This window comes from Streptomyces sp. R818, from assembly GCF_056172735.1.
Genome location: NZ_JAOCNE010000014.1, coordinates 1,108,861 through 1,126,975, shown reverse-complemented (window position 1 = coordinate 1,126,975; position 18,115 = coordinate 1,108,861). Strand labels below are relative to the sequence as shown.

19 protein-coding genes are annotated in these 18,115 nt (G+C 71.3%); 9 read left to right on the top strand and 10 right to left on the bottom strand.

Annotation, left to right across the window (positions count from 1 at the left end):
- The first annotated feature begins 118 nt into the window (after positions 1 to 118).
- Positions 119 to 1,102 (top strand): aldo/keto reductase, encoded by a 984-nt coding sequence (locus tag N5I75_RS37070; RefSeq protein WP_476684590.1) that lies wholly within the window; start codon positions 119 to 121, stop codon positions 1,100 to 1,102.
- A gap of 224 nt (positions 1,103 to 1,326) precedes the next feature.
- On the opposite strand, the gene N5I75_RS37065 is transcribed toward N5I75_RS37070, so the two are convergent.
- Positions 1,327 to 2,415 carry a MerR family transcriptional regulator gene (locus N5I75_RS37065; protein WP_476684589.1) on the bottom strand — a complete coding sequence of 363 codons (1,089 nt, stop codon included), beginning with the start codon at positions 2,413 to 2,415 and terminating at the stop codon, positions 1,327 to 1,329.
- Between the two features lie 277 nt (positions 2,416 to 2,692).
- Between N5I75_RS37065 and N5I75_RS37060 the strand changes: the two genes are divergently transcribed.
- Positions 2,693 to 3,748, top strand: coding sequence for a hypothetical protein (locus N5I75_RS37060; protein ID WP_476684588.1), 1,056 nt, complete (start codon positions 2,693 to 2,695; stop codon positions 3,746 to 3,748).
- A gap of 57 nt (positions 3,749 to 3,805) precedes the next feature.
- Here the strand turns inward: N5I75_RS37060 and N5I75_RS37055 are convergent, their stop codons facing one another.
- Both N5I75_RS37055 and N5I75_RS37050 read right to left on the bottom strand, forming a co-directional pair.
- Positions 3,806 to 4,624, bottom strand: a complete 819-nt coding sequence (locus tag N5I75_RS37055) for an SAM-dependent methyltransferase (protein WP_476684587.1) — start codon at positions 4,622 to 4,624, stop codon at positions 3,806 to 3,808.
- A 96-nt stretch (positions 4,625 to 4,720) separates the two neighbouring features.
- Positions 4,721 to 5,233 (bottom strand): hypothetical protein, encoded by a 513-nt coding sequence (locus N5I75_RS37050; RefSeq protein WP_476684586.1) that lies wholly within the window; start codon positions 5,231 to 5,233, stop codon positions 4,721 to 4,723.
- Between the two features lie 122 nt (positions 5,234 to 5,355).
- Here N5I75_RS37050 and N5I75_RS37045 point away from each other — a divergent pair, with 122 nt between their 5' ends.
- The 3 genes from N5I75_RS37045 (at position 5,356) to N5I75_RS37035 (ending at position 6,971) form a co-directional block, all read left to right on the top strand.
- Positions 5,356 to 5,922 carry a dihydrofolate reductase family protein gene (locus N5I75_RS37045; RefSeq protein ID WP_476684585.1) on the top strand — a complete coding sequence of 189 codons (567 nt, stop codon included), beginning with the start codon at positions 5,356 to 5,358 and terminating at the stop codon, positions 5,920 to 5,922.
- 112 nt (positions 5,923 to 6,034) lie between these two features.
- Positions 6,035 to 6,571 (top strand): DUF6325 family protein, encoded by a 537-nt coding sequence (locus N5I75_RS37040; RefSeq protein ID WP_476684584.1) that lies wholly within the window; start codon positions 6,035 to 6,037, stop codon positions 6,569 to 6,571.
- A 73-nt stretch (positions 6,572 to 6,644) separates the two neighbouring features.
- Positions 6,645 to 6,971, top strand: a complete 327-nt coding sequence (locus N5I75_RS37035) for an SHOCT domain-containing protein (protein WP_476684583.1) — start codon at positions 6,645 to 6,647, stop codon at positions 6,969 to 6,971.
- Positions 6,972 to 7,008: 37 nt separating this feature from the next.
- Here the strand turns inward: N5I75_RS37035 and N5I75_RS37030 are convergent, their stop codons facing one another.
- The 4 genes from N5I75_RS37030 to N5I75_RS37015 form a co-directional block, all read right to left on the bottom strand.
- Positions 7,009 to 7,977 carry an NAD(P)-dependent alcohol dehydrogenase gene (locus N5I75_RS37030; protein ID WP_476684582.1) on the bottom strand — a complete coding sequence of 323 codons (969 nt, stop codon included), beginning with the start codon at positions 7,975 to 7,977 and terminating at the stop codon, positions 7,009 to 7,011.
- A gap of 101 nt (positions 7,978 to 8,078) precedes the next feature.
- On the bottom strand, positions 8,079 to 8,699 hold the full coding sequence (locus N5I75_RS37025; RefSeq protein WP_476684581.1) for a dihydrofolate reductase family protein: 621 nt from the start codon (positions 8,697 to 8,699) through the stop codon (positions 8,079 to 8,081).
- A gap of 85 nt (positions 8,700 to 8,784) precedes the next feature.
- Positions 8,785 to 9,582: an alpha/beta fold hydrolase gene (locus N5I75_RS37020; RefSeq protein WP_476684580.1), complete on the bottom strand. Its 798-nt coding sequence runs from the start codon at positions 9,580 to 9,582 to the stop codon at positions 8,785 to 8,787.
- 70 nt (positions 9,583 to 9,652) lie between these two features.
- Complete coding sequence (locus N5I75_RS37015; RefSeq protein WP_476684579.1) at positions 9,653 to 10,858, bottom strand: damage-control phosphatase ARMT1 family protein; 1,206 nt, start codon at positions 10,856 to 10,858, stop codon at positions 9,653 to 9,655.
- A gap of 182 nt (positions 10,859 to 11,040) precedes the next feature.
- On the opposite strand from N5I75_RS37015, the gene N5I75_RS37010 reads away from it, so the two are divergent.
- The 4 genes from N5I75_RS37010 to N5I75_RS36995 all read left to right on the top strand — a co-directional run bounded on the left by N5I75_RS37010 (position 11,041) and on the right by N5I75_RS36995 (position 13,339).
- On the top strand, positions 11,041 to 11,241 hold the full coding sequence (locus N5I75_RS37010; RefSeq protein WP_476684578.1) for a hypothetical protein: 201 nt from the start codon (positions 11,041 to 11,043) through the stop codon (positions 11,239 to 11,241).
- Between the two features lie 64 nt (positions 11,242 to 11,305).
- Positions 11,306 to 11,737, top strand: a complete 432-nt coding sequence (locus N5I75_RS37005) for a DUF2267 domain-containing protein (RefSeq protein ID WP_476684577.1) — start codon at positions 11,306 to 11,308, stop codon at positions 11,735 to 11,737.
- 63 nt (positions 11,738 to 11,800) lie between these two features.
- Positions 11,801 to 12,988 carry an acetate/propionate family kinase gene (locus tag N5I75_RS37000; protein ID WP_476684575.1) on the top strand — a complete coding sequence of 396 codons (1,188 nt, stop codon included), beginning with the start codon at positions 11,801 to 11,803 and terminating at the stop codon, positions 12,986 to 12,988.
- A gap of 87 nt (positions 12,989 to 13,075) precedes the next feature.
- A complete protein-coding gene (locus N5I75_RS36995) occupies positions 13,076 to 13,339 on the top strand; it encodes an HU family DNA-binding protein (protein ID WP_476684574.1) in 264 nt (87 codons plus the stop codon).
- Between the two features lie 57 nt (positions 13,340 to 13,396).
- Here N5I75_RS36995 and N5I75_RS36990 read toward each other — a convergent pair whose 3' ends face one another.
- The 3 genes from N5I75_RS36990 to N5I75_RS36980 all read right to left on the bottom strand — a co-directional run bounded on the left by N5I75_RS36990 (position 13,397) and on the right by N5I75_RS36980 (position 17,990).
- Positions 13,397 to 15,004 (bottom strand): N-acyl-D-amino-acid deacylase family protein, encoded by a 1,608-nt coding sequence (locus N5I75_RS36990; protein WP_476684573.1) that lies wholly within the window; start codon positions 15,002 to 15,004, stop codon positions 13,397 to 13,399.
- 81 nt (positions 15,005 to 15,085) lie between these two features.
- Positions 15,086 to 16,555 carry a Na+/H+ antiporter NhaC family protein gene (locus N5I75_RS36985; RefSeq protein ID WP_476684572.1) on the bottom strand — a complete coding sequence of 490 codons (1,470 nt, stop codon included), beginning with the start codon at positions 16,553 to 16,555 and terminating at the stop codon, positions 15,086 to 15,088.
- 97 nt (positions 16,556 to 16,652) lie between these two features.
- Positions 16,653 to 17,990 (bottom strand): type III PLP-dependent enzyme domain-containing protein, encoded by a 1,338-nt coding sequence (locus N5I75_RS36980; protein WP_476684924.1) that lies wholly within the window; start codon positions 17,988 to 17,990, stop codon positions 16,653 to 16,655.
- Between the last annotated feature and the right edge of the window lie 125 nt (positions 17,991 to 18,115).

Here is an 18,115-nt window from a genome sequence, read left to right as displayed (position 1 = left end):
GTCCACCTGCGCGTTCACGTTCCGCGTCAGTGGCTCGGCGGAGGCGCGGAGGTCGTGGCCTCAGTCGTGGCGTGCCAGTCACACGTGTGCAGTGGAAGCAGTGACAAGGATGGGGAACATGGAGCAGCGGGTCTTCGGCAGGAGCAAGCAGCAGGTGTCGGTGGTCGGTCTGGGGACCTGGCAGCTGGGGGCCGACTGGGGTGATGTGAAGGAGGAGGACGCCTTGGCGGTGCTGGACGCTGCCGTCGAGTCCGGAGTGACGTTCTTCGACACCGCCGACGTGTACGGGGACGGCCGCAGCGAGCAGCTCATCGGCCAGTACCTGCGCCGGCGCCCGGACGCGGATGTCCTGGTGGCGACGAAGATGGGCCGCCGCGTGGAGCTGGATCCGGCGCTGTACACGCTGGAGAACTTCCGTGCCTGGACGGACCGTTCGCGCCGCAACCTCGGGGTGGACCGCCTTGACCTGGTGCAGTTGCACTGCCCGCCCACGCCGGTGTTCTCCTCCGACGCCGCCTTCGACGCCCTGGACACCCTCGTCGAGGAGGGCCGGATCGCGGCGTACGGCGTGAGCGTGGAAACCTGCGCGGAGACGATGACCGCCATCGCCCGCCCGGGCACCGCGAGCGTGCAGATCATCTTCAACCCGTTCCGGCTCAAGCCCCTGGAGGAGGTGCTGCCCGCGGCGGCGGAGGCCGGCGTCGGCATCATCGCCCGGGTGCCGCTCGCCAGCGGGCTGCTCTCCGGCCGGTACACGAAGGACACGGTCTTCGCCGCCGACGACCACCGCACGTTCAACCGGCACGGCGAAGCCTTCGACCAGGGCGAGACCTTCGCCGGTGTCGACTTCGCGACGGGCGTCGAGGCCGCCGCCGAGTTCTCCGCGCTGGCGCCCGAGGGTGCCAGCCCGGCGCAGACGGCCCTGCGCTGGATCATCCAGCAGCCGGGCGTCTCCTCCGTCATCCCCGGCGCCCGCAACACCGAGCAGGTCCGCGGCAACGCCCAGGCCGCCGCGCTGGCTCCGCTGCCGCAGTCGACGCTCGACGCCGTTCAAGCCCTGTACGACGACAAGATCCGCGGACAGGTGCACCACCGCTGGTGACCCCGGAGTGCCTCCCTCGGACGCACGAGAAGGCCGTCTGATCACCGCGGAGCAGGGCACGACACGCCCGCTCTCCGTACGCTCCGCGGTGATGCAGCCAGGGACCGGCACATCCAGTGGCGATGTGCCCGTTCCGCACGAACCGCCCGGTCGAGCGGGCGATCACCTGCCTTGTACGGCGGCGGGGACCGTGTCGTTCGAGGCAGCCCGCTCCGCTCCGGGACTCAGGCCACGAGCAGGCGCAGCCCCAGTTCCGCTGCGTCCAGGGCGACGAAGTCGCGGTTGCGTTCGGCCCACTGGCCCGAGGACAGATCGTCACGGAGGCTGTCGACCGCCCGTCGCTCGGCCCGCGGCCCGACTCGGGTCCACACCGATACCGCGCGGCGCACACGCTCGTCCAGGTACGCCTCGGGCCGGCGCCAGTGGGCCTCGAAGAAGCCGTCGGCACAGTCCCACGGGATGAGCACCGGTTCCGCGCGGCCCCCGATCACGCGCGTCAGGTCGGCCAGCGAGGGCCATCCGGTGAGCAGGTCAGCGAATTCGGGCAGGTAGTCGCGGGTGAGCCAGAACCGCTGGAGCCAGCCCGTCGTACTGGCGTCGTACGTGAACACCACCACCCGGCGGGCCACCCGTCGCATCTCCCGCAACCCGGCGACCGGGTCCGGCCAGTGGTGAACGGTGCTGACCGCCATCGCGGCGTCGAAGGACCGGTCGGGGAACGGCAGACGCTCCGCACTGGCCGCCACACACCGAGCCGCCCCCGCGGGACGTTGTGCCCGCATCACCGCCGACGGTTCCACTGCCGTGACCTCACGGTCCGGAGGCTCGTAGGAACCGGTGCCGGCCCCCACGTTCAAGACCGTCCGGGCATCCCCGAGCGCATCCCAGATCCTCGCGGCGATCCGCGGCTCGGTGTGTCGTGTCGCCGGGTAGGCGGCGCCGATGACTTCGTACAACTGCGCACCGAACATCGCAAGTTGATCCTCTGGCGTCGCCTCGATCCCCATGGTTCGCGCCTCCAGTTCCTTGTCGATGGCCGCCACCATGGCGGTTGCGCGCTCACGCTGTTCCTGGAGCAGGCCGCGCAGTCGGCGCAGGTGCGCGACCGCGTCGGTGGCCGGGTCGTCCACCAGGCCCGCGATCTCGCGCAGTCCGAAGCCCAGGCGCCGGTAGCCGAGCACCTCTCGCAGCCGCTCCACATCGCCCGCCGCGTACGCCCGGTATCCGGCCGCGGTCCGTGCGGACGGTCGCACGAGGCCGATCTCGTCGTAGTGGTGCAGCGTGCGGACGCTCACGCCGGCCAACTCGGCCACGCGCCCCACAGTCAGGTGTCTCTCCACGCCACAGACGATGCGGCATGACGCCACGTGAGGGTCAAGCCAGTCGCCCGGGCTGGACGTCCCCCTCTTCCTGGAGCATGCTCCGCAAACGGGGGTCCGGCGCGACATGCCGGCGTGGCTCACTCGGGCCTTCCACCTTGGTTGTGGACACCTCGACACTGGATCCGAGCAGTGCTGGCAACAACGTCCCCCCGCACACATCACAGGAGACACACCGTCCTGACGCCGCCCAGGACGGAACGGGGGAACCATGACCAAGCACGACAGAAACGCCTGGCTGCACCCCATCCGTAGCCGCCGGGCGAAACAGCGGCTCAAGGCCAACACCTGGGTGCACCGTGCGGGCATCCGCCTGCGCGTTCTGCGGTACGAGTACAAGGCCACGCGCGTGCAACGGGATCGCCTGAGTCGCGACGGAATTCTGGAAGCGGAGTTCCGAGCAGGAGCGGAGGAGCTTCTCGCCGCAGCCGACGGTTACATCCAGCAGGCCACCGGACAACGGGCTGCGCCCCGCCGGCTGAGCAGCTGGTGGAACGGGCAGGCTTACGAGGGAACGCAGGCATGTCTGCATGCCGCCGACGTGGCCATCGTCACCCTGTCGGAGCCCGCCCGGGTATGGAGCCGGGTCGACGCTGTGCTCGCCCTGGCGGGCCCGATCTGTCAGAGGGACCCGCGCCTCAAGCTCGTCGAGCGACTCAGGCGCCGCAACAAACCGCGAGACGACCGTCTGCCCACAGCCGTCGCGGCCCTCCTGGAAGCGGCCTACGCGGTGCAGGAGGAGCGCGCCGTCCGCAGTCGCAATTTCCGCAACCGGCTCATTCGGACCGGCGGCACCCTGTCGCTCCTTCTCCTCGTGACCCTCGTCGTGGCGTGGCGGAACACGGGGGCGATACCTGTCTGCACCAACAACTGTCCTGGCGAGGGAGAGTGCGGCCTCCGCGAAGTCTGCCTGGTCATGCTCCTCGGTGTGCTCGGCGCGGCCATGCACGTCATGGGACGCCTGCAGAAGATGGGCGGCAGCTGGAACCCGTACAACCTGCCCTTCTACCAGGAACTGATCAAGCTCCCCATCGGTGCCCTGACCGCGCTGATCGGACTGCTGCTGGTGGGCACGAGCTGGCTGCCGGTTATCAAGGCCCCCGCCTCCTGGCACGATGTGATGGCCTACGCCGTCGCGTTCGGACTGGCTCAGATCGCCCTCACCCGCAACATCGACCACCGCGCGGAGAAGCTCCTGGCCTCCGAGCCGGACGCGGATGAGGCCAAGCAGCTGGAGAAGGTGCCCGACACCGCGGCAGCCGGCTGATCAGGTCACTCACCACAGCGAAAGGCGGAAGGCGGAAGGCGGAAGCCTCGCCCCCGGCTACCGCTTGCGGCCGACCCCGCCGAACATCGCCACTTCCTCGGGCTCCTCGCCCGCCAGGCCGCCCTCCACACGCCAGCGGGAGCAGGAGACGACCCCCGGCTCCAGCAGCTCCAGACCGTCGAAGAAGCGCTCCACCTGCTGCGGCGTCCGCTGGTTCAGCCTCGGGGTGCCGTTCTCGTTCCAGAACGCGACGGCGGCGTCGACGTCCGGCATGGCCGGGCTGGTGATGGTGTGGGACAGCACGAGGTGACTGCCCGGGGGCAGGGCGTCGAGCAGGCGCCGGACGACACCGTACGGGTCCTCGTCATCCGCCACGAAGATGACTACGCCGAGCAGGACGAGAGCCACCGGCCGACTGAGGTCCAGAGTCCTGGCGGCGTGCTCCAGGATCTGATCGACGTCACGGAGATCGGCGTCGATGTAGTCGGTCCTGCCCTGCGGGGCGCTGGTGAGCAGCGCCTGGGCGTGGCGCAGGACAAGAGGGTCGTTGTCCACATAGACGATGCGCGACTCGGGGGCGATGCGCTGGGCGACCTCGTGGGTGTTGTCGACGGTCGGCAGGCCCGTGCCGATGTCCAGGAACTGGCGTATCCCCACCTCCTCGGTCAGATACCGGACCGCACGCCCCAGGAACGCCCGGTCGGCCTGGGCGTAGTCGACGATGCCCGGATGCAGCTTCCGGATCTGCTCGCCCGCCGCCTCGTCCACGGGGTAGTTGTCCTTGCCGCCCAGCCAGTAGTTCCAGATGCGTGCCGTGTGCGGCCGGCTGGTGTCGATCCTGTCGCGGAGCTCATCGGGGTGTGCGTCGCTGGTCACGGAGTCCACTCCTCGCATCTGCCGGTCATGGTCACACCCGCGCCTCAGCGCGTTGGTCGGTCGTACGCGGCCGTTCATGAGCGCCGGTTGCCCAACCTACTGGGCCGCTTCCGTGCGCACGTAGATTTCACCGGACTCCGGGGACTCCACGGCCGGCGAAAGCCGCAACGCACCGGTTCTCTCCTCGTGATAGCGGTACAGGCCGAACTCGCCCGGCACCGGTCCGCACTCCCCCGCCGCGAAGGTGACCGAGACCCAGGTGTCGCCGCCCGCCGGGACGGTGTCGACGCCCCAGGAGAAAGGGCATACGGGCTTCGTGTCGGCCTTGTCCATCAGCTCGCTGAGCTGGAGCTGCGCGCCATCGGAGAGGGTGCCTCTGCCTCCCTTGCCGAAGGTGATCCAGTCACCGGCCTTGTTCTTCCACGAGCCGATGATCTGCCCCTCGTCCGAAGCGAAATCCGGCGCGGACTTCGACGCGGCGCCCGGAGCGGAGTCCGACGCGGACGGAGATTCCGCTTGCTCCGCGTCGCAGCCGATCGCTCCTGCGGCAAGGAAGGCAGGGACGGTGACGGCGAGAAGCGCCTGCCACCCGCCCCTTACTCGGTACATGTACCTGTGCTTCCTCGTTCCAGCCCGTACGGAGACCCCTGGCGAGATCATGGCGCACACCGATGACTTTCTCCCGCCACCCTGGTCTACACGTCGGACACTCCCGGACGGAAGGCTCCGCCATGCGGAAATTGATCTACGGCATGAACCAGTCCCTGGACGGCTACATCGCCGCGCCCGGTGACGACATCACCTGGGGCGGACCGCCGAGCGACGAGCTGTTCCAGTGGTGGCTCGACCAGGAGCGGGCGAGCGGTCTGACCCTGTACGGGCGCAAGCTCTGGGAGACGATGAGCTCCCACTGGCCGACCGGCGACCAGCAACCCGGTGCCACCCCGGCGGAGATCGAGTTCGCGCGGAACTGGCGGGACACGCCCAAGGTGGTGTTCTCCTCGACGATCGACAAGGTCGACTGGAACACGCGCCTGGTCACCGGGGACGCGATCGCCGAGATCACCCGGCTCAAGGCCGAGGACGGCGACCCCATCAACATCGGCGGTGCGACACTCGCCGGGGCGGCCATGCGCGCCGGGCTGATCGACGAGTACGTCATCGCCACGCACCCGGTCCTGGTGGGCGGCGGCACGCCCTTCTTCAGCGCACTGGACGGCTGGGTGGAGCTGGACCTCCTGGAGACCCGGCCGTTCCCCGGCGGCGTGGTCCTGACGACATACGGGACGAGGCGCTGAGCAGAGCCCCGAGCCGGGGCGCGCGGGTCGCGAAACGACGTGCCGGGCCCATGGGGCTGCATGCACGCGCGCACCTCTTCCCGTGGCTGGCGCATCCCACGACGGCCCTCTTATGCTCCGTAATGTCTGCGATGCACTTCGGGAAGAGGGGGTCCCGCCCGTGCCCAGTGGTCTTGATCCAGAGCGTGTCGGACCGGTGGACGTCGCCGTGGTGGCTTTCGAGGGCAACCAGCTCAACGGCGACATCGCGCCCGCCCTGCGGGAGCTGCAGAACAGCGACACCGTGCACATCCTCGATCTGACCTTCGTCAGGAAAGACGCCGACGGCGCCGTCGATGTCCTCGAGCTGGCCGACAAGGAGGTGGCGGACGCGTTCCAGCAGGTCGCCGACGCGCAGTTCGACCTGCTCAGCGACGAGGACCTGCGGGCCGTCGCGGACCAGTTGCCGAGCGACTCCGCCGCGCTGATCGTCGCCTGGGAGAACACGTGGGCGGCCCGGCTGACCACGGCGCTCAGGCGCTCCCACGGCGAGTTGCTGCTCTTGGAACGCATCCCAAGGGACATCGTCCTGGACGCCATCGCCGCGCTCGACTCCGGCGCACCCCGGACATCGGTGCCGCAGGGCGCCGACGGCCCGGACCCGACCTGATCCAGGAAACCTGATGCGCGAGATCTGGTCCTCGAGACTTGATCCGCGAGACGTCACGAAGGGACACGACGACATGCCTCAGCGATTCGGACGCCCCGGCCTGCTCGGCACGGTGGCCCGCACCGCGGCCATCTCCGCGACCGCCACCGCGGTCTCGAACCGGGTGAACCGGCGGATGGGCGAGCGTGAGATGCAGCGTCAGATGGACGCGCAGGCGCAGCAGCAGGCGTGGAGGGACCAGGGGGCCGCGCAGGCCGCCCCGCCACAGGCACCCGCGGCTCAGGCCGCTCCGGCCATGGACCGCGTCTCCCAGCTCAGCGCGCTGGCCGATCTCAAGGCCCAAGGAGTGCTGTCGGACGAGGAGTTCGCCGCGGAGAAGGCCCGGATTCTCACCTCTTGATGTCCGCGCCTGACTGACTGTTGCGCGCGCCCGGTGTTCATACGGTCACGACGATCTTGCCCTGCGGGCGTCCCGTCTCCAGGTGCTTGATCGCGGTGACGGCTTCGGACAGCGGATAGGCACGGTCGATGACGGGTGCGATCGTGCCGTCCTCCGCCAGTCCTTTGAGAGCCAGCAGGTCTTTGCGGCGCACTGTCGCGATCAGGCTGAGCAGTGTCTGGCCGACGAACGGGGAGAGCGCGTAGCCGTGGAGCTGACGGCCCAGACCGCCGGTCCAGGGGCCGCCGCCTTCTCCCCCGACCATGACGAGAACGCCTCGGGGAGCTAGGGCGCGGCGCAGCAGCGACAGCGGGCGGTTGCCTGCGGCGTCGAGGACGATGTCGTACCGGTGCTTGCCGTCGGTGATCTCCCGCGAGGTGTAGTCGACGGTGTCGGTGGCGCCCAGGGTCCGGACGAAGTCCGCTCTGCCGGGGCCGCAGACGGCGGTGACCTCGGCCCCGTAGGAGACGGCGAGCTGGACGGCGTAGCTCCCCACGCCGCCCGAGGCGCCGATGACGAGTACCCGTTGCTTCGGTCGCGGACGTGCCTTGCCGCTGAGGGCTTGGTGCGCGGTGACGCCCGAGACGGGCAGAGCCGCGGCTTGTGCGAAGGTGAGGCCTTCGGGCTTGGGCGCGATCCTGTCGGCGCGGGCGCGGGCGTACTCGGCCAGCGAACCGTCGCCGCTGCCGAACACTTCGTCGCCCGGCCTGAGATCCGTCACCTTCGCGCCGACCGTCTCGATCACTCCGGCCAAGTCCCAGCCGCGTACCGGGTTCCTCGGCTTGCGCAGGCCCAGGGCGACGCGGGCGATGTAGGGCTTCCCCGTCATGAGGTGCAGGATGCTCGGATCGATCCCAGCGGCGCGCACCCGTACCAGCACGTCGTTGTCGCGGGCCGCGGGTCGGTCCACGTCCCGCAGCTCCAAGCCGGTGACGTCGCCGTACGAGCGTTGGGCTATGGCTTTCATGGGTCCCCCTCGGCGCGATGCTGCCCCTGAGCATCGCGCCGGTTCGCCCGACTGGCCAGACTTCTCACCGAGGGGCGGCCCATGGCCCGCGCCAGGCGGCATCACGCGGATGCATCACCGCCGATCTTTCCCTTGGCCTCGTCGTAACCGGCCTCCTTGGGCGGTTCGGCCGGCGTGTAGATCACGCGGATCACTCCGGTCGGGAACACTTTGGTGGCCGTCACGCGCAGGTGGTACGGCGCATCGCCCTCGTCGAACAGGCCGCGGCCCTTGCGTGCCGCCACCGGGTGCACCAGCAGGCGCAGTTCGTCGATCAGTCCGGCGGCGAGCAACTGCTGCACGACCGAGAGCGAACCCGGGACGAGAATGCCCCGGACGCCGGGGTCGGCCTTGAGCGCGGTGACGGCTTCGACGAGGTCGCCCTCGATCAGCTCGGAGTTGCGCCAGGTGAACTCCTGCGGCCGCCGCGAGACGACGACCTTGCGCACGTCCCCCAGTTGCTTCGCGAACGGGGCGTCGTCCCCGCCCGCGGCCTCACGCCCGGGCCAGGCCCCGGCAAAGCTGTCGTAGGTCTCGCGGCCGATGAGCAGCACGTCGGACGTGTCGTAGTCCTCGGAGACGGCGCGGCCCATGTTCTCGTCGAAGTACGGGAAGTGCCAGTCCGGGTCGATCTCGGCCACGCCGTCGGCCGAGGTGAACAGTGTGGAGATGAGCTTCGCCATGGCAGTGGTTCCTCCGCTTCGAGTGGTGTCAGCGGGTAGACCGGCGTGCCGCGCCGAACTCATCGCGGCCCTGCGGCAAAGATTCTCAGGCAGTCGCCGACAGCACCGAATCCTTGTTCAGGAACTCGACGAGAGCGCCGGTGAACTCCGGGGCACGCAGCGCCCCGAGGTGATCGCCGTCGACCGTCCGCAGGGTCGCACGCGGGAGCGCCGTAGCCAGTGCTTCCGGGCGGACGGCGAGGGGATCTTCGCGGCCGGCGACGACCAGCGCGGGTGCGGAGATCGCCTCCAGTGGGATGGGCTCGGCATGGGCCGCGGCGGCCTGCGCGGCGAGGGCGAGCCGATCGCCGCCGATGGCGTCGACGAACGCGCGGAACTCGGCAGCCCTCGGATCGGTGACCGACCCGGGGTCGTCCGTGCGCAGGGCGTCCTGGAGCGCCTGTCCACCGATCACCCGGGTGTCGACGCCGCCGCACTCCACCACACCGGCACCGACGCCGCCCACGACCAGGCGTCGCACCCGCCGGTCGCGGACCGCGGTGAGCAGGGAGACGATCGCGCCCATGGAGTAGCCGACGAGGTCGTAGGAGGGCTCGTCGAGCAGGTCGATCAGGGCTGTCACGTCCCGCGCCATCCTGGCCTCGCCGTAGAGGGCGGGATCGTGCGGCTTGTCCGATGCGCCGTGGCCGCGTGCGTCGACGGTGGCGACGCGTCGGCCCGTCGTCGTCAGCGCGTCGATGATGCCCGGCATCTCCCAGTTGGTCCGCCCCGAGGCGATGAAGCCGTGGTGCAGCAGGACCAGCGGCAGGCCCGGCCCGCGCGACCCGCCCTCGTACACCTCGTACGCGATCTGTATGCCGTCGTCCGTGCGGAACACCGCCATCGTCGTACCTGCCCCTCCTACCGGCCCGTATTGCCGCCGCACTGTAGTCGAGCCGGGGGCACCGCGAGGCTCAACGCCGGACCTGGACGACCGCGTGCGTGCCGCTCGTACGCCACTTCTGCCCAAACCCGGCCACGAGCGCCACCTCCGTGGACGCGTCGAGGCCGACGACGACATCGGACTTGAGCGTGCGCAGTGCGGCCACCGGGCCGGGGAAGTAGGCGGTGCGCCCGGCGAAGGACGCGGTCGGCGGCCACAGCCGGTCCCCGACCAAGCGCCGGTAGTTCAGGTCGCCCTTGAACACCGTCAGCGCGGCTCCGGCGAAGTCGGCGCGCAGGTCGTCGGGCATGTCCGCGTACGGGAGCGGGGCGCAGGAGAAGGCGTGGGTGCGGACGACGAGCCGGTCGGTGCTCATCGCGGTCCACAGCCGTTCGCCCACCTGCGACGCCTCACCGCCGGCCGACCGCAGGCGGCGGAGGCAGTCGATGACGTCGCTGGTCATGGCATCGGACACGTAGTACGGGTACGGCTTGACGTGCATGATCACTCGTTCGGCGAGCCGGTGCCGGAGCAGATGGTCGACGAGGATCAGGTCGGGCAGGAGTTCGCGGCCCGCGTTGTCCGCGACCAGGCACACGGTGGCCGGGGTCCCGGCCGTCAGCAGGGACCACAGCAGCGCGGAGTCGTCCGCGACGAGCCGGGAGCCGGCCTCTGCCGCGCCCGCATCGCCCGCGCCGCCCGCATCGCCCGCACCCCCCTCGGAGATGCGGAAGCCGAGGTCGGCGCGGTTGCCCCACAGGGAACTGAGGAGCAGCGCCTGTGCCTGGTCGTCCGGGGACAGCGGGGCGAGCCGGTCGAGAGCGGCGAGTTCCGCGTCGGCCTCCTCGGTGTGCAGCTCCGCCTGTTTGAACGGCCGGAAGGGGTCGATGCCCTGCCAGGGCCCCGGACGGAAGTAGCCCACCGCCTCGAGGAGCTGTCGGTAGAAGTAGCTCTCCGCCCACAGGAACGGCGCGTCGAACCAGGACGTGCCGAAGTGGTCGCGTCCCCAGGCCTGCCATGGCGACGCGTCATGTGCGCCGGGTGGGAGGGGTTCGATCACGCCGTGCGTCGCCTGCTCGAGGAGTGCGTCCAGTGCCCTGTGCTGCTCCGGCCCGTAGGGGAAGGCGTCGCGGACCTTCTGGATGAGGGCCGGGTGCCGCTCGGCAAGGACGCTCCTGGCGAAGGACCCGGGTTCGGCGCTTCGGATGACAGGGGCCTCGACGTCATCGGGGTGCATGGCTTCCACGTCCTTCGTCCGCCTTCCGCTCGTCGCGCCCGGGTTGCGGCGCACCGTGGCGCCGTGTGGGGTGAAGGGAGCTCACCGTTCCCGCCGGTGCCCGCGCCGAGGCCGCGAGCATACGACGAACCCGCACTCCACCGGGTGACCCCACCCCCGCCGAGCAACACAGGAGGACTTCCGTGAACGAGCGCTCCGACTCGACCCCTCAGCCCGACCTCACCACCCCTGACGCGGTCACGCACACCGGGACCGAGGGTGAGGTCTCGGCCGAGGACCTGGTGCTGGCCGCCGGACGTGACGTCACCCCGGCGAACCTCGCCTGGGCCGAGCACAAGCTGGCCACCGAGGGACGGGCCGCCCTGGACAAGTTCCTCCCCTGACCGCGCCGGCAGGCACCGGTCTCACCTGTTGCGCCGTACGCCTGCGAGGAAGGACATCGACCTCATGCACCACGACGAGATCATCGGCAAAGTACAGGCGCTCGCGCAGCTGCCGGACCGGGGAACGGCCGAGCAGGCGACGCGGGCCGTCCTGGAGACGCTGGCCGAACGGCTGCCGTCCGGCCTCGCCCAGCACATCGCCGCCCAGCTGCCACCGACCCTGGCCACCGTCCTGCGGCCGCAGACGGAGGCCTCCGCCGACGGGGACGCCGAAACGTCGGGCAAGCGGTTCGACCTCACCGTGTTCGCAGGCCGTGTCGCCGGTCGCGGGGCGACGGACGAGGAGACCGCGCTGCGGCAGACCGCGGCTGTCCTGGAGGTGCTCGACGCCGCCCTCACCCCGGAGCTGATGGAGAAGCTGACCGCGGCGCTGCCCGCCGACATCGGCGCGCTTCTCCCCTCCGGCCGCGCCACGGACGACGCGGACACTAACTGAACAGCCGTCGGCATCGCGCGGGATCATGCGGCATGACGCGACATCACTGGGTACAGGTGGACCGTGTCTGAAGAAACTGCGTCCGAACCTCTTGGTCCCATCCTCGTGGTCGATGCCGGTTCGTCGAGCCTGCACCTGACCGTCTTCGACGACGACCTGGGCGTCCTGGCCGAACGCGACAGTTCCTCCGCGCCCGGCGACGACGCTCCCCGCCTTCTGCGGCAGTTGCTGCGCGATGCCCCGGCGCCCGTGGCGGTCGGGCACCGTTTCGTCCACGGCGGCCCCGGCCTGCGGGACCACGTGCTGGTGGACGACCGCGTGCGCGAGGCCTTGGACGGTGCGGCCGACCTGGCACCGCTCCACGTCCCGCCCGCGCTGACCGTGCTCGACGCCGCCAGGGATCTGCTCCCGGACGTCCCGCACGCCGCCTGCCTGGACACCGCCTTCCACGCCGGCCTGCCCGCCGCCGCCCGGGAGTACGCGGTGCCCGCCCGCTGGCGCGAGGAGTACGGGGTGCGCCGCTACGGCTTCCACGGCCTGTCCTACGCCTGGGCGCTCGACCGGGCGGCGGAGCTCCTCGGCCGGCGTCCCGACCAGTTGCACGTGGTGCTCGCGCACCTCGGCGGTGGCTGCTCCGCCTGCGCGGTGCGCGACGGTCGCAGCGTCGACACCACCATGGGGTTCACCCCACTGGAGGGGCTCGTGATGAGCCACCGCAGCGGCAGCGTGGACCCCGGCGCCCTGACCTGGCTGCAGACCAGGCATCACCTGTCCGCCGAGGACATCGACGACGCGCTCAACCACGAGGGCGGTCTGCTCGCGCTGTCCGGCACGTCGGACGACACCCGCGACCTCGTACGGGCCCGTGCCGACGGCGACGAGCGCGCCGCTTTCGCGCTGGACGTCTTCACCCACCACTGCCGCCGCGGGATCGCCGGCACAGCCGCCTCCCTCGACCGGCTCGACGCCCTGGTCCTCACCGGCGAGATCGGCGAGGACCAGCCGGAGGTACGCGAGGAGGTGTGTGCGCGGCTCACCGCGCTCGGTGTGACCGGCGGCCTGCGCGTCCCCGACGACGCGACCGCCGACGACGCGACCACAGACGGCCCGGCCGTCATGGTCAGCGGCCCGGAGGCCGCCGTCCCCGTGATCGTCGTACGCACCGGCGAGGCCCAGCAGGTCGACCGCGAGACGCGGACCCTCGTGCGACAGGCACGGCGAGCGCGGCCTGCACGGCGGGACGGGGCCTGAGTGCGTGTGCCGGTCAGGAAGTGCGCCGACCGCCGGGCGCACCCATAGTGGCCTAACAACCACGTCTTCAACTGTCAGGCAGGACGCATGGACAAGAAGCAGCTCGTCGAGACGACCACCGACGCGGCGGCGAACGGGACGAAGGACGGCCGGCTCACCTCCGACGACGTCGAGCAGGTCCTCGACTCCCTCTTCGGCACCGTCGAGCACCCGGGCTCGATCGCCGAGGCGCTGAGCAGGCACGAGACCGTCACCGTGGGCAGCTTCGGCAGTTTCCACATGGACGGTGAAACAGCCGCCTTCCGCCCGGGCACGGCGCTCTCCCAGTACCTGCAGCACAAGACCGGCTGAGGGCCGGCCGCCACCCCGAAAAGGTGAGGGCCGGCCGCCACCCCGGCAAGGGGGCGGTCACAGTGAGGTGGCGGGGTCGGCGGTCCGGCGCAGGGTGCGTCCCGGGCGTGCCCCCGTCAGCTCTCCGCCCCGCAGTACGCACTCCCCCGCCACCAGTACGTCGCGCACGCCGGTCGCGTACTGCCACGGGTCGGCGAACGTCGCGCGGTCCGTCACGGCGGCCGGGTCGAGCACGACGAGATCCGCTGCCTGACCCGGGGCCAGGGTGCCGCGGTCCGGCAGCGGGAGGCGGGACGCGGGCAGTGCCGTCATCTTGCGGACGGCGTCGGCGAGTTCGAGGACCCGGGCCTCGCGGACGTAGCGGGCGATGACGCGCGCGAACGTGCCGAAGTTGCGGGGGTGGGGGTGGCCGTCCCCGGGTGCGTGCAGGACCCAGCCGTCGCTGGCGACAGCGCTGGAGGGGTGGCGCAGGACCGTGTCGACGTCGGCTTCCGCCATGGCGTGGTTGACGATCATCACCTCGCCCTGGTGCGCGGCCAGGACGTCCAGGACGGCGGCGGCCGGTTCGGTGTTCTCGTCCCTGGCGATGTCGGCGATGCTGTCGCCGATCCGGTCGCTGTAGCGGCCCGGGCCCAGCATGGCGAGGACGACCCCTTCGGGCAGGAAGGTGCGCCCCACGGCCGGACGGAGGTCGGCGAGGACCCGCTCGCGGGTCTCCGGGTCGGCGAGGCGTTCCAGGAGCGCGGCGGGGCCGCCGTCCATGGCCCAGTCGGGCAGCCGGGAGGTCAGGCGGGTCGAGGACGCGGTGTACGGATAGACGTCGCAGGCGACGTCCAGTCCGTCGCGGGTCGCCGTGTCGATCATCTCCAGGGCCGTCTCCACCTTGCCGTGGTTGGCCGGGCCCATCGCCTTGAGGTGGGAGATCTGCAGGCGGACGCCGGACGCGGCCGCCACGTCGAGCGCTTCCCGCACGGCCTCGATCAGGTGGTCCCCCTCGTCGCGCATGTGGGTGGCGTAGAGCAGGTCGTGGCCGCGGGCCTCACGGGCCAGCGCCAGGATCTCGTCGGTGCTCGCGAAGGAGCCGGGGGCGTAGATCAGGCCGGTGGACATGCCGAACGCCCCTTGCGCGGCCGCGGTCGTCAGCAGGGCGCGCATGGCGTCGAGTTCGGCCGGTGTCGCGGGCGCGCGCTCGGTACCCATGACGGCGGTGCGCAGGGCGCCGTGGCCGATGAGCGGAGCGACGTTGAGCGCGGGGCGGGCCTTGTCCACGGCGGCCGCGAAGGCGTCGAGGTCGCGCCACGGGGCGCCCGCGAGCGTGCCGGGGCCCGCGGAGGCCGGCTCCTCGGCGACGGCCGCCGGGAACGGGGACAGTCCGCAGTTTCCGGTGACGACGGTCGTCACGCCCTGCCGCAGGCACGCCTCGGCGTCGGGCATGGCAAGGACGGAGAAGTCGGCGTGGGAGTGCAGGTCGATGAAGCCCGGGGTGACCGTGAGGCCGGTCGCGTCGAGCACCGTCGCGGCGGACGCCGCCGTGCCGGGCTCCCCCACGTGGACGATGCGGTCCCCGCGTACGGCGATGTCCGCGCGGCGCGGGGCCGCGCCCGTACCGTCGAGCACCGTGCCGCCGGTGATCAGGACGTCGTACGGGGTGGACTGCTCGGGCATGAGTGGCTCACTTTCGGGGGCGTCCGGGAGGGGTTGTAGGTGGGGAAGGCCCAAGGGAACTGCGGCGTGTCGATGAGTACGTCACAGCATCAGCGTCAGCAGCACCGTGTACATCGCACACGCCGGTATGAGCAGCGCCCAGCCGGTGCCGAGGAGATAGGGCAGCCGGTCGGCGCGGGCCAGGCCCATGGCGCCGACCATGTTGGCGTTGGGCAGCGGGCCGTAGGTGTCCGCCTTGGAGGCCCACAGCAGAACGATCACCCATGCGGCGGGGCCGATACCCAGCTCGGTGCCCAGCGGCCCGAACACCTCACCGATGAGGATGACCTGGGCGGCGGTGGCGCCGGGCACGCCGACCCATCCGAGGGCCGCGACAGCGAGCGCGAACGGCAAGGCCGCCATGTGGGACAGCTGCGGTCCGAAGGTGTCGAGGACGACGTCGTAGGGCTTGAGCAGATCGATGAAGCCGAACAGGGCGGCCAGCATCCAGAACAGCGCCAGCATGGGCAGCATGCGGCGCGCCCCCGTGAGCAGCGCGGCCCCCGCGCGCCGCGGAGAGAGCCCTGCCGCCGCCACCGTCACCAGCGCCATCAGGGGCAGCGCGATCAACGGGAAGGTGGTACCCGCCTTGGCCACGGTGGCATAGACGACGGTGACGGCGAGCGTCAGCCCGAACGCCCAGGTCGCGCGCCGGGTCCGGGCCGCGGAGGTCTCGCCGGTGTCCACGTCTCCGTCGTTGTCCCCGCTGCCGCCCTCACCCGGCTCGGTGACCTCGTCGGCCCGGTAGAAGTCGTCGCGGGCGGCACTGCTGCGCTGCACCCACGGCACGACGACGGCCGCGAGCGCGAGGGAGAGCAGCGCGAGGGGGCCCGCGCCGACAGTGACGTACGTGAGGTAGCCGACGTCCGCGGTGTTCATGATGGCGATGTTCGAACCGGCGAAGGGTGCGAGGGCGAGGCCCGCGCAGCCGCCGAGGAACATGGTCGCGGCCGTCGCCGACCGGGTGAACCCGGCGCGGGCGGCGACCGGTACGAGCAGCGGCGCCGCGATCGCGAGGGCTCCGGCGAGGGTGCCGAGCGCGGCGACGAGGACGAGGCAGGCGAGCGTCATGCCGTACATGAGCGCTGTTCTGCCGTGGCCGTCGGCGATCCGCATGATGCCGCGTACGAGCGCGTCGGCGACGCCCGTGACGCGCAGCACCTCGCCGGTGGCCGCCCCGAACACGATGATCACGCCGATGACCGTGACCGGGTCGGTCACCGAGGTGGCGAGGACGCGGCCCGCCTCGCCGGGCGCGGGCAGCGCGACGAGGACGGAGCTGACCAGCGCGAGAGCGGTGACGACGACGAGGTCCGTGCCGGTCAGGGCGAGCACGGCGTACAACGCGATCGGCAACAGGCCCCACGCGGTGGGCCCTTGGGTGCACAGTCCCACGACGAGGGCGGCTGCGAGGGCTGCGGTCGCGGCCACCAGGGTGACGGTGCGGCGGCGCGGGTCCGGGCGGCGTGGCGGGGTGTCGGTGTGGGTGCCGTTGGCGGCGGACACGGTCATGGCTGGTCCTCGGAACGCGAGTAGGGGCGACGCAGAGACGTGTACGGGCAGGTCAGGAGAGGGGCCGCGTCCCGCGCGGGGCGAGCGTCTCGTCCGGTCAGGCGAGACGCTGCGCGCCGCTCAGCGCGAGCAGTTGGTCTGCGTGCCGTACGCCGCTCTCCGCGGCGATCTCGTCGAGCGTCTGCGCGTCGCGCACGGGCGCGCACCGCACTGTCGCGCCGTCGATGACGTATCCGTGCACGGCCGGGCGGGGCAGGCTGTTGTACGCCCACGTCGTCGAGAAGTAGTAGGCACCCGTGTCGTACAGGACGACGAAGTCGCCTTCCTCCAGGGCGGGCAGTTCGCACGCCTCGGCGACGATGTCCCCGGCGAAGCAGCAGGGCCCCGCCACGTCCTGGGCCACGGCGGGCCCGCTCTTCGGCTGCCCGTCCGCGCCGAAGGCACCCACGCGCAGCGGCCAGGCGCCCGGCATGAGGACCGTCCTGGTCGCGGTCTGCGCGCCCGCGTGCGTCACGGCGATCCGCCGGCCGCCCGCCTCCTTGGCGTACTCGACGCGGGCCGCGATGAACCCGTTCTTGGCCAGCAGCGACCGGCCGAACTCGGTGACCAGGCCGTAGCGCCCGTCGAACAGGCCGGGGACGGCGGCGCGCAGCGCGGTGACGTAGTCCTCGTAGGTGGGGCGCACGCTGTCGTCGGCGAAGTTCACCGGGAGACCGCCGCCGATGTCGAGGCTGGTGATCTGCCGGCGTCCGAGGCGGTCGTTGATCTCCTCGGCGAGCCGGTACGTCTCGGCGATGCCTTCGGCGATCAGCTCCAGCGGGCAGCCCTGCGAGCCGACGTGGGCGTGCAGACGGGTCAGCCAGGGCCGCTCGGCGAACGCCTGGTGCACGCGGTCGCGGGCCCCCTCGTCGCGCAGCGCCACACCGAACTTGCTGGTCGGCGTCGCCGTGCTCATCGCGCCGATGGAGCCGCCGCCGACCTGGGGGTTGACCCGCAACCCGATCACCGAGGCGCAGTCGGCGGGCCGCAGCGCGTCGATGCGGTCGAGTTCGTCGAGGTTGTCGGCGTTGAGGGCGACGCCCAGGGCGAGCGCCTCGCCGATCTCCGCATGTGTTTTCGCCGGTGAGTCCAGGACGATGCGCGACGGGGCGCACCCGGCGTCGAGGGCGAGTCGCAGTTCACCGGGGCTCGCCACCTCACAGCCCATGCCCTGCTCGGCGAGGAGCCGCAGCACCGGAACGAGCGAGGACGCCTTGACCGCGAAGGTGTGCAGAACGTCGGGGACTGCCTCGAAGGCCGCGTGCAGGGCTTGGACGGTGTCTTTGATGCCGTCGGTGTCGAGGAACCCGGCGACCGGTTGCTGCGCGTCGAGCAGTTCGCGGTCGAGCGCGTGCCGCAGGACCCGGGAGGCCCGCTCGGCGGACGGGGCGAGCACACTCGTGTGCGCTGTCGCGGGCGAGACGACGTCAAGGTTCGCGTTCACGTGCCGACTTTCGTCGTGGGTACGGGGGAAGTGGCACGAGCCTCCTGCGTCGGTGAGCTCCACGTCTTCGTGCGCCC

Bases quoted from the DNA above. Each gene is read 5' to 3' on its own strand.
- N5I75_RS37070 (WP_476684590.1), top strand. From the start codon at position 119: ATGGAGCAGCGGGTCTTCGGCAGGAGCAAGCAGCAGGTGTCGGTGGTC.
- N5I75_RS37060 (WP_476684588.1), top strand. From the start codon at position 2,693: ATGACCAAGCACGACAGAAACGCCTGGCTGCACCCCATCCGTAGCCGC.
- N5I75_RS37050 (WP_476684586.1), bottom strand. From the start codon at position 5,233: ATGTACCGAGTAAGGGGCGGGTGGCAGGCGCTTCTCGCCGTCACCGTC.
- N5I75_RS37045 (WP_476684585.1), top strand. From the start codon at position 5,356: ATGCGGAAATTGATCTACGGCATGAACCAGTCCCTGGACGGCTACATC.
- N5I75_RS37040 (WP_476684584.1), top strand. From the start codon at position 6,035: ATGCTCCGTAATGTCTGCGATGCACTTCGGGAAGAGGGGGTCCCGCCC.
- N5I75_RS37035 (WP_476684583.1), top strand. From the start codon at position 6,645: ATGCCTCAGCGATTCGGACGCCCCGGCCTGCTCGGCACGGTGGCCCGC.
- N5I75_RS37030 (WP_476684582.1), bottom strand. From the start codon at position 7,977: ATGAAAGCCATAGCCCAACGCTCGTACGGCGACGTCACCGGCTTGGAG.
- N5I75_RS37025 (WP_476684581.1), bottom strand. From the start codon at position 8,699: ATGGCGAAGCTCATCTCCACACTGTTCACCTCGGCCGACGGCGTGGCC.
- N5I75_RS37020 (WP_476684580.1), bottom strand. From the start codon at position 9,582: ATGGCGGTGTTCCGCACGGACGACGGCATACAGATCGCGTACGAGGTG.
- N5I75_RS37015 (WP_476684579.1), bottom strand. From the start codon at position 10,858: ATGCACCCCGATGACGTCGAGGCCCCTGTCATCCGAAGCGCCGAACCC.
- N5I75_RS37005 (WP_476684577.1), top strand. From the start codon at position 11,306: ATGCACCACGACGAGATCATCGGCAAAGTACAGGCGCTCGCGCAGCTG.
- N5I75_RS36995 (WP_476684574.1), top strand. From the start codon at position 13,076: ATGGACAAGAAGCAGCTCGTCGAGACGACCACCGACGCGGCGGCGAAC.
- N5I75_RS36990 (WP_476684573.1), bottom strand. From the start codon at position 15,004: ATGCCCGAGCAGTCCACCCCGTACGACGTCCTGATCACCGGCGGCACG.
- N5I75_RS36985 (WP_476684572.1), bottom strand. From the start codon at position 16,555: ATGACCGTGTCCGCCGCCAACGGCACCCACACCGACACCCCGCCACGC.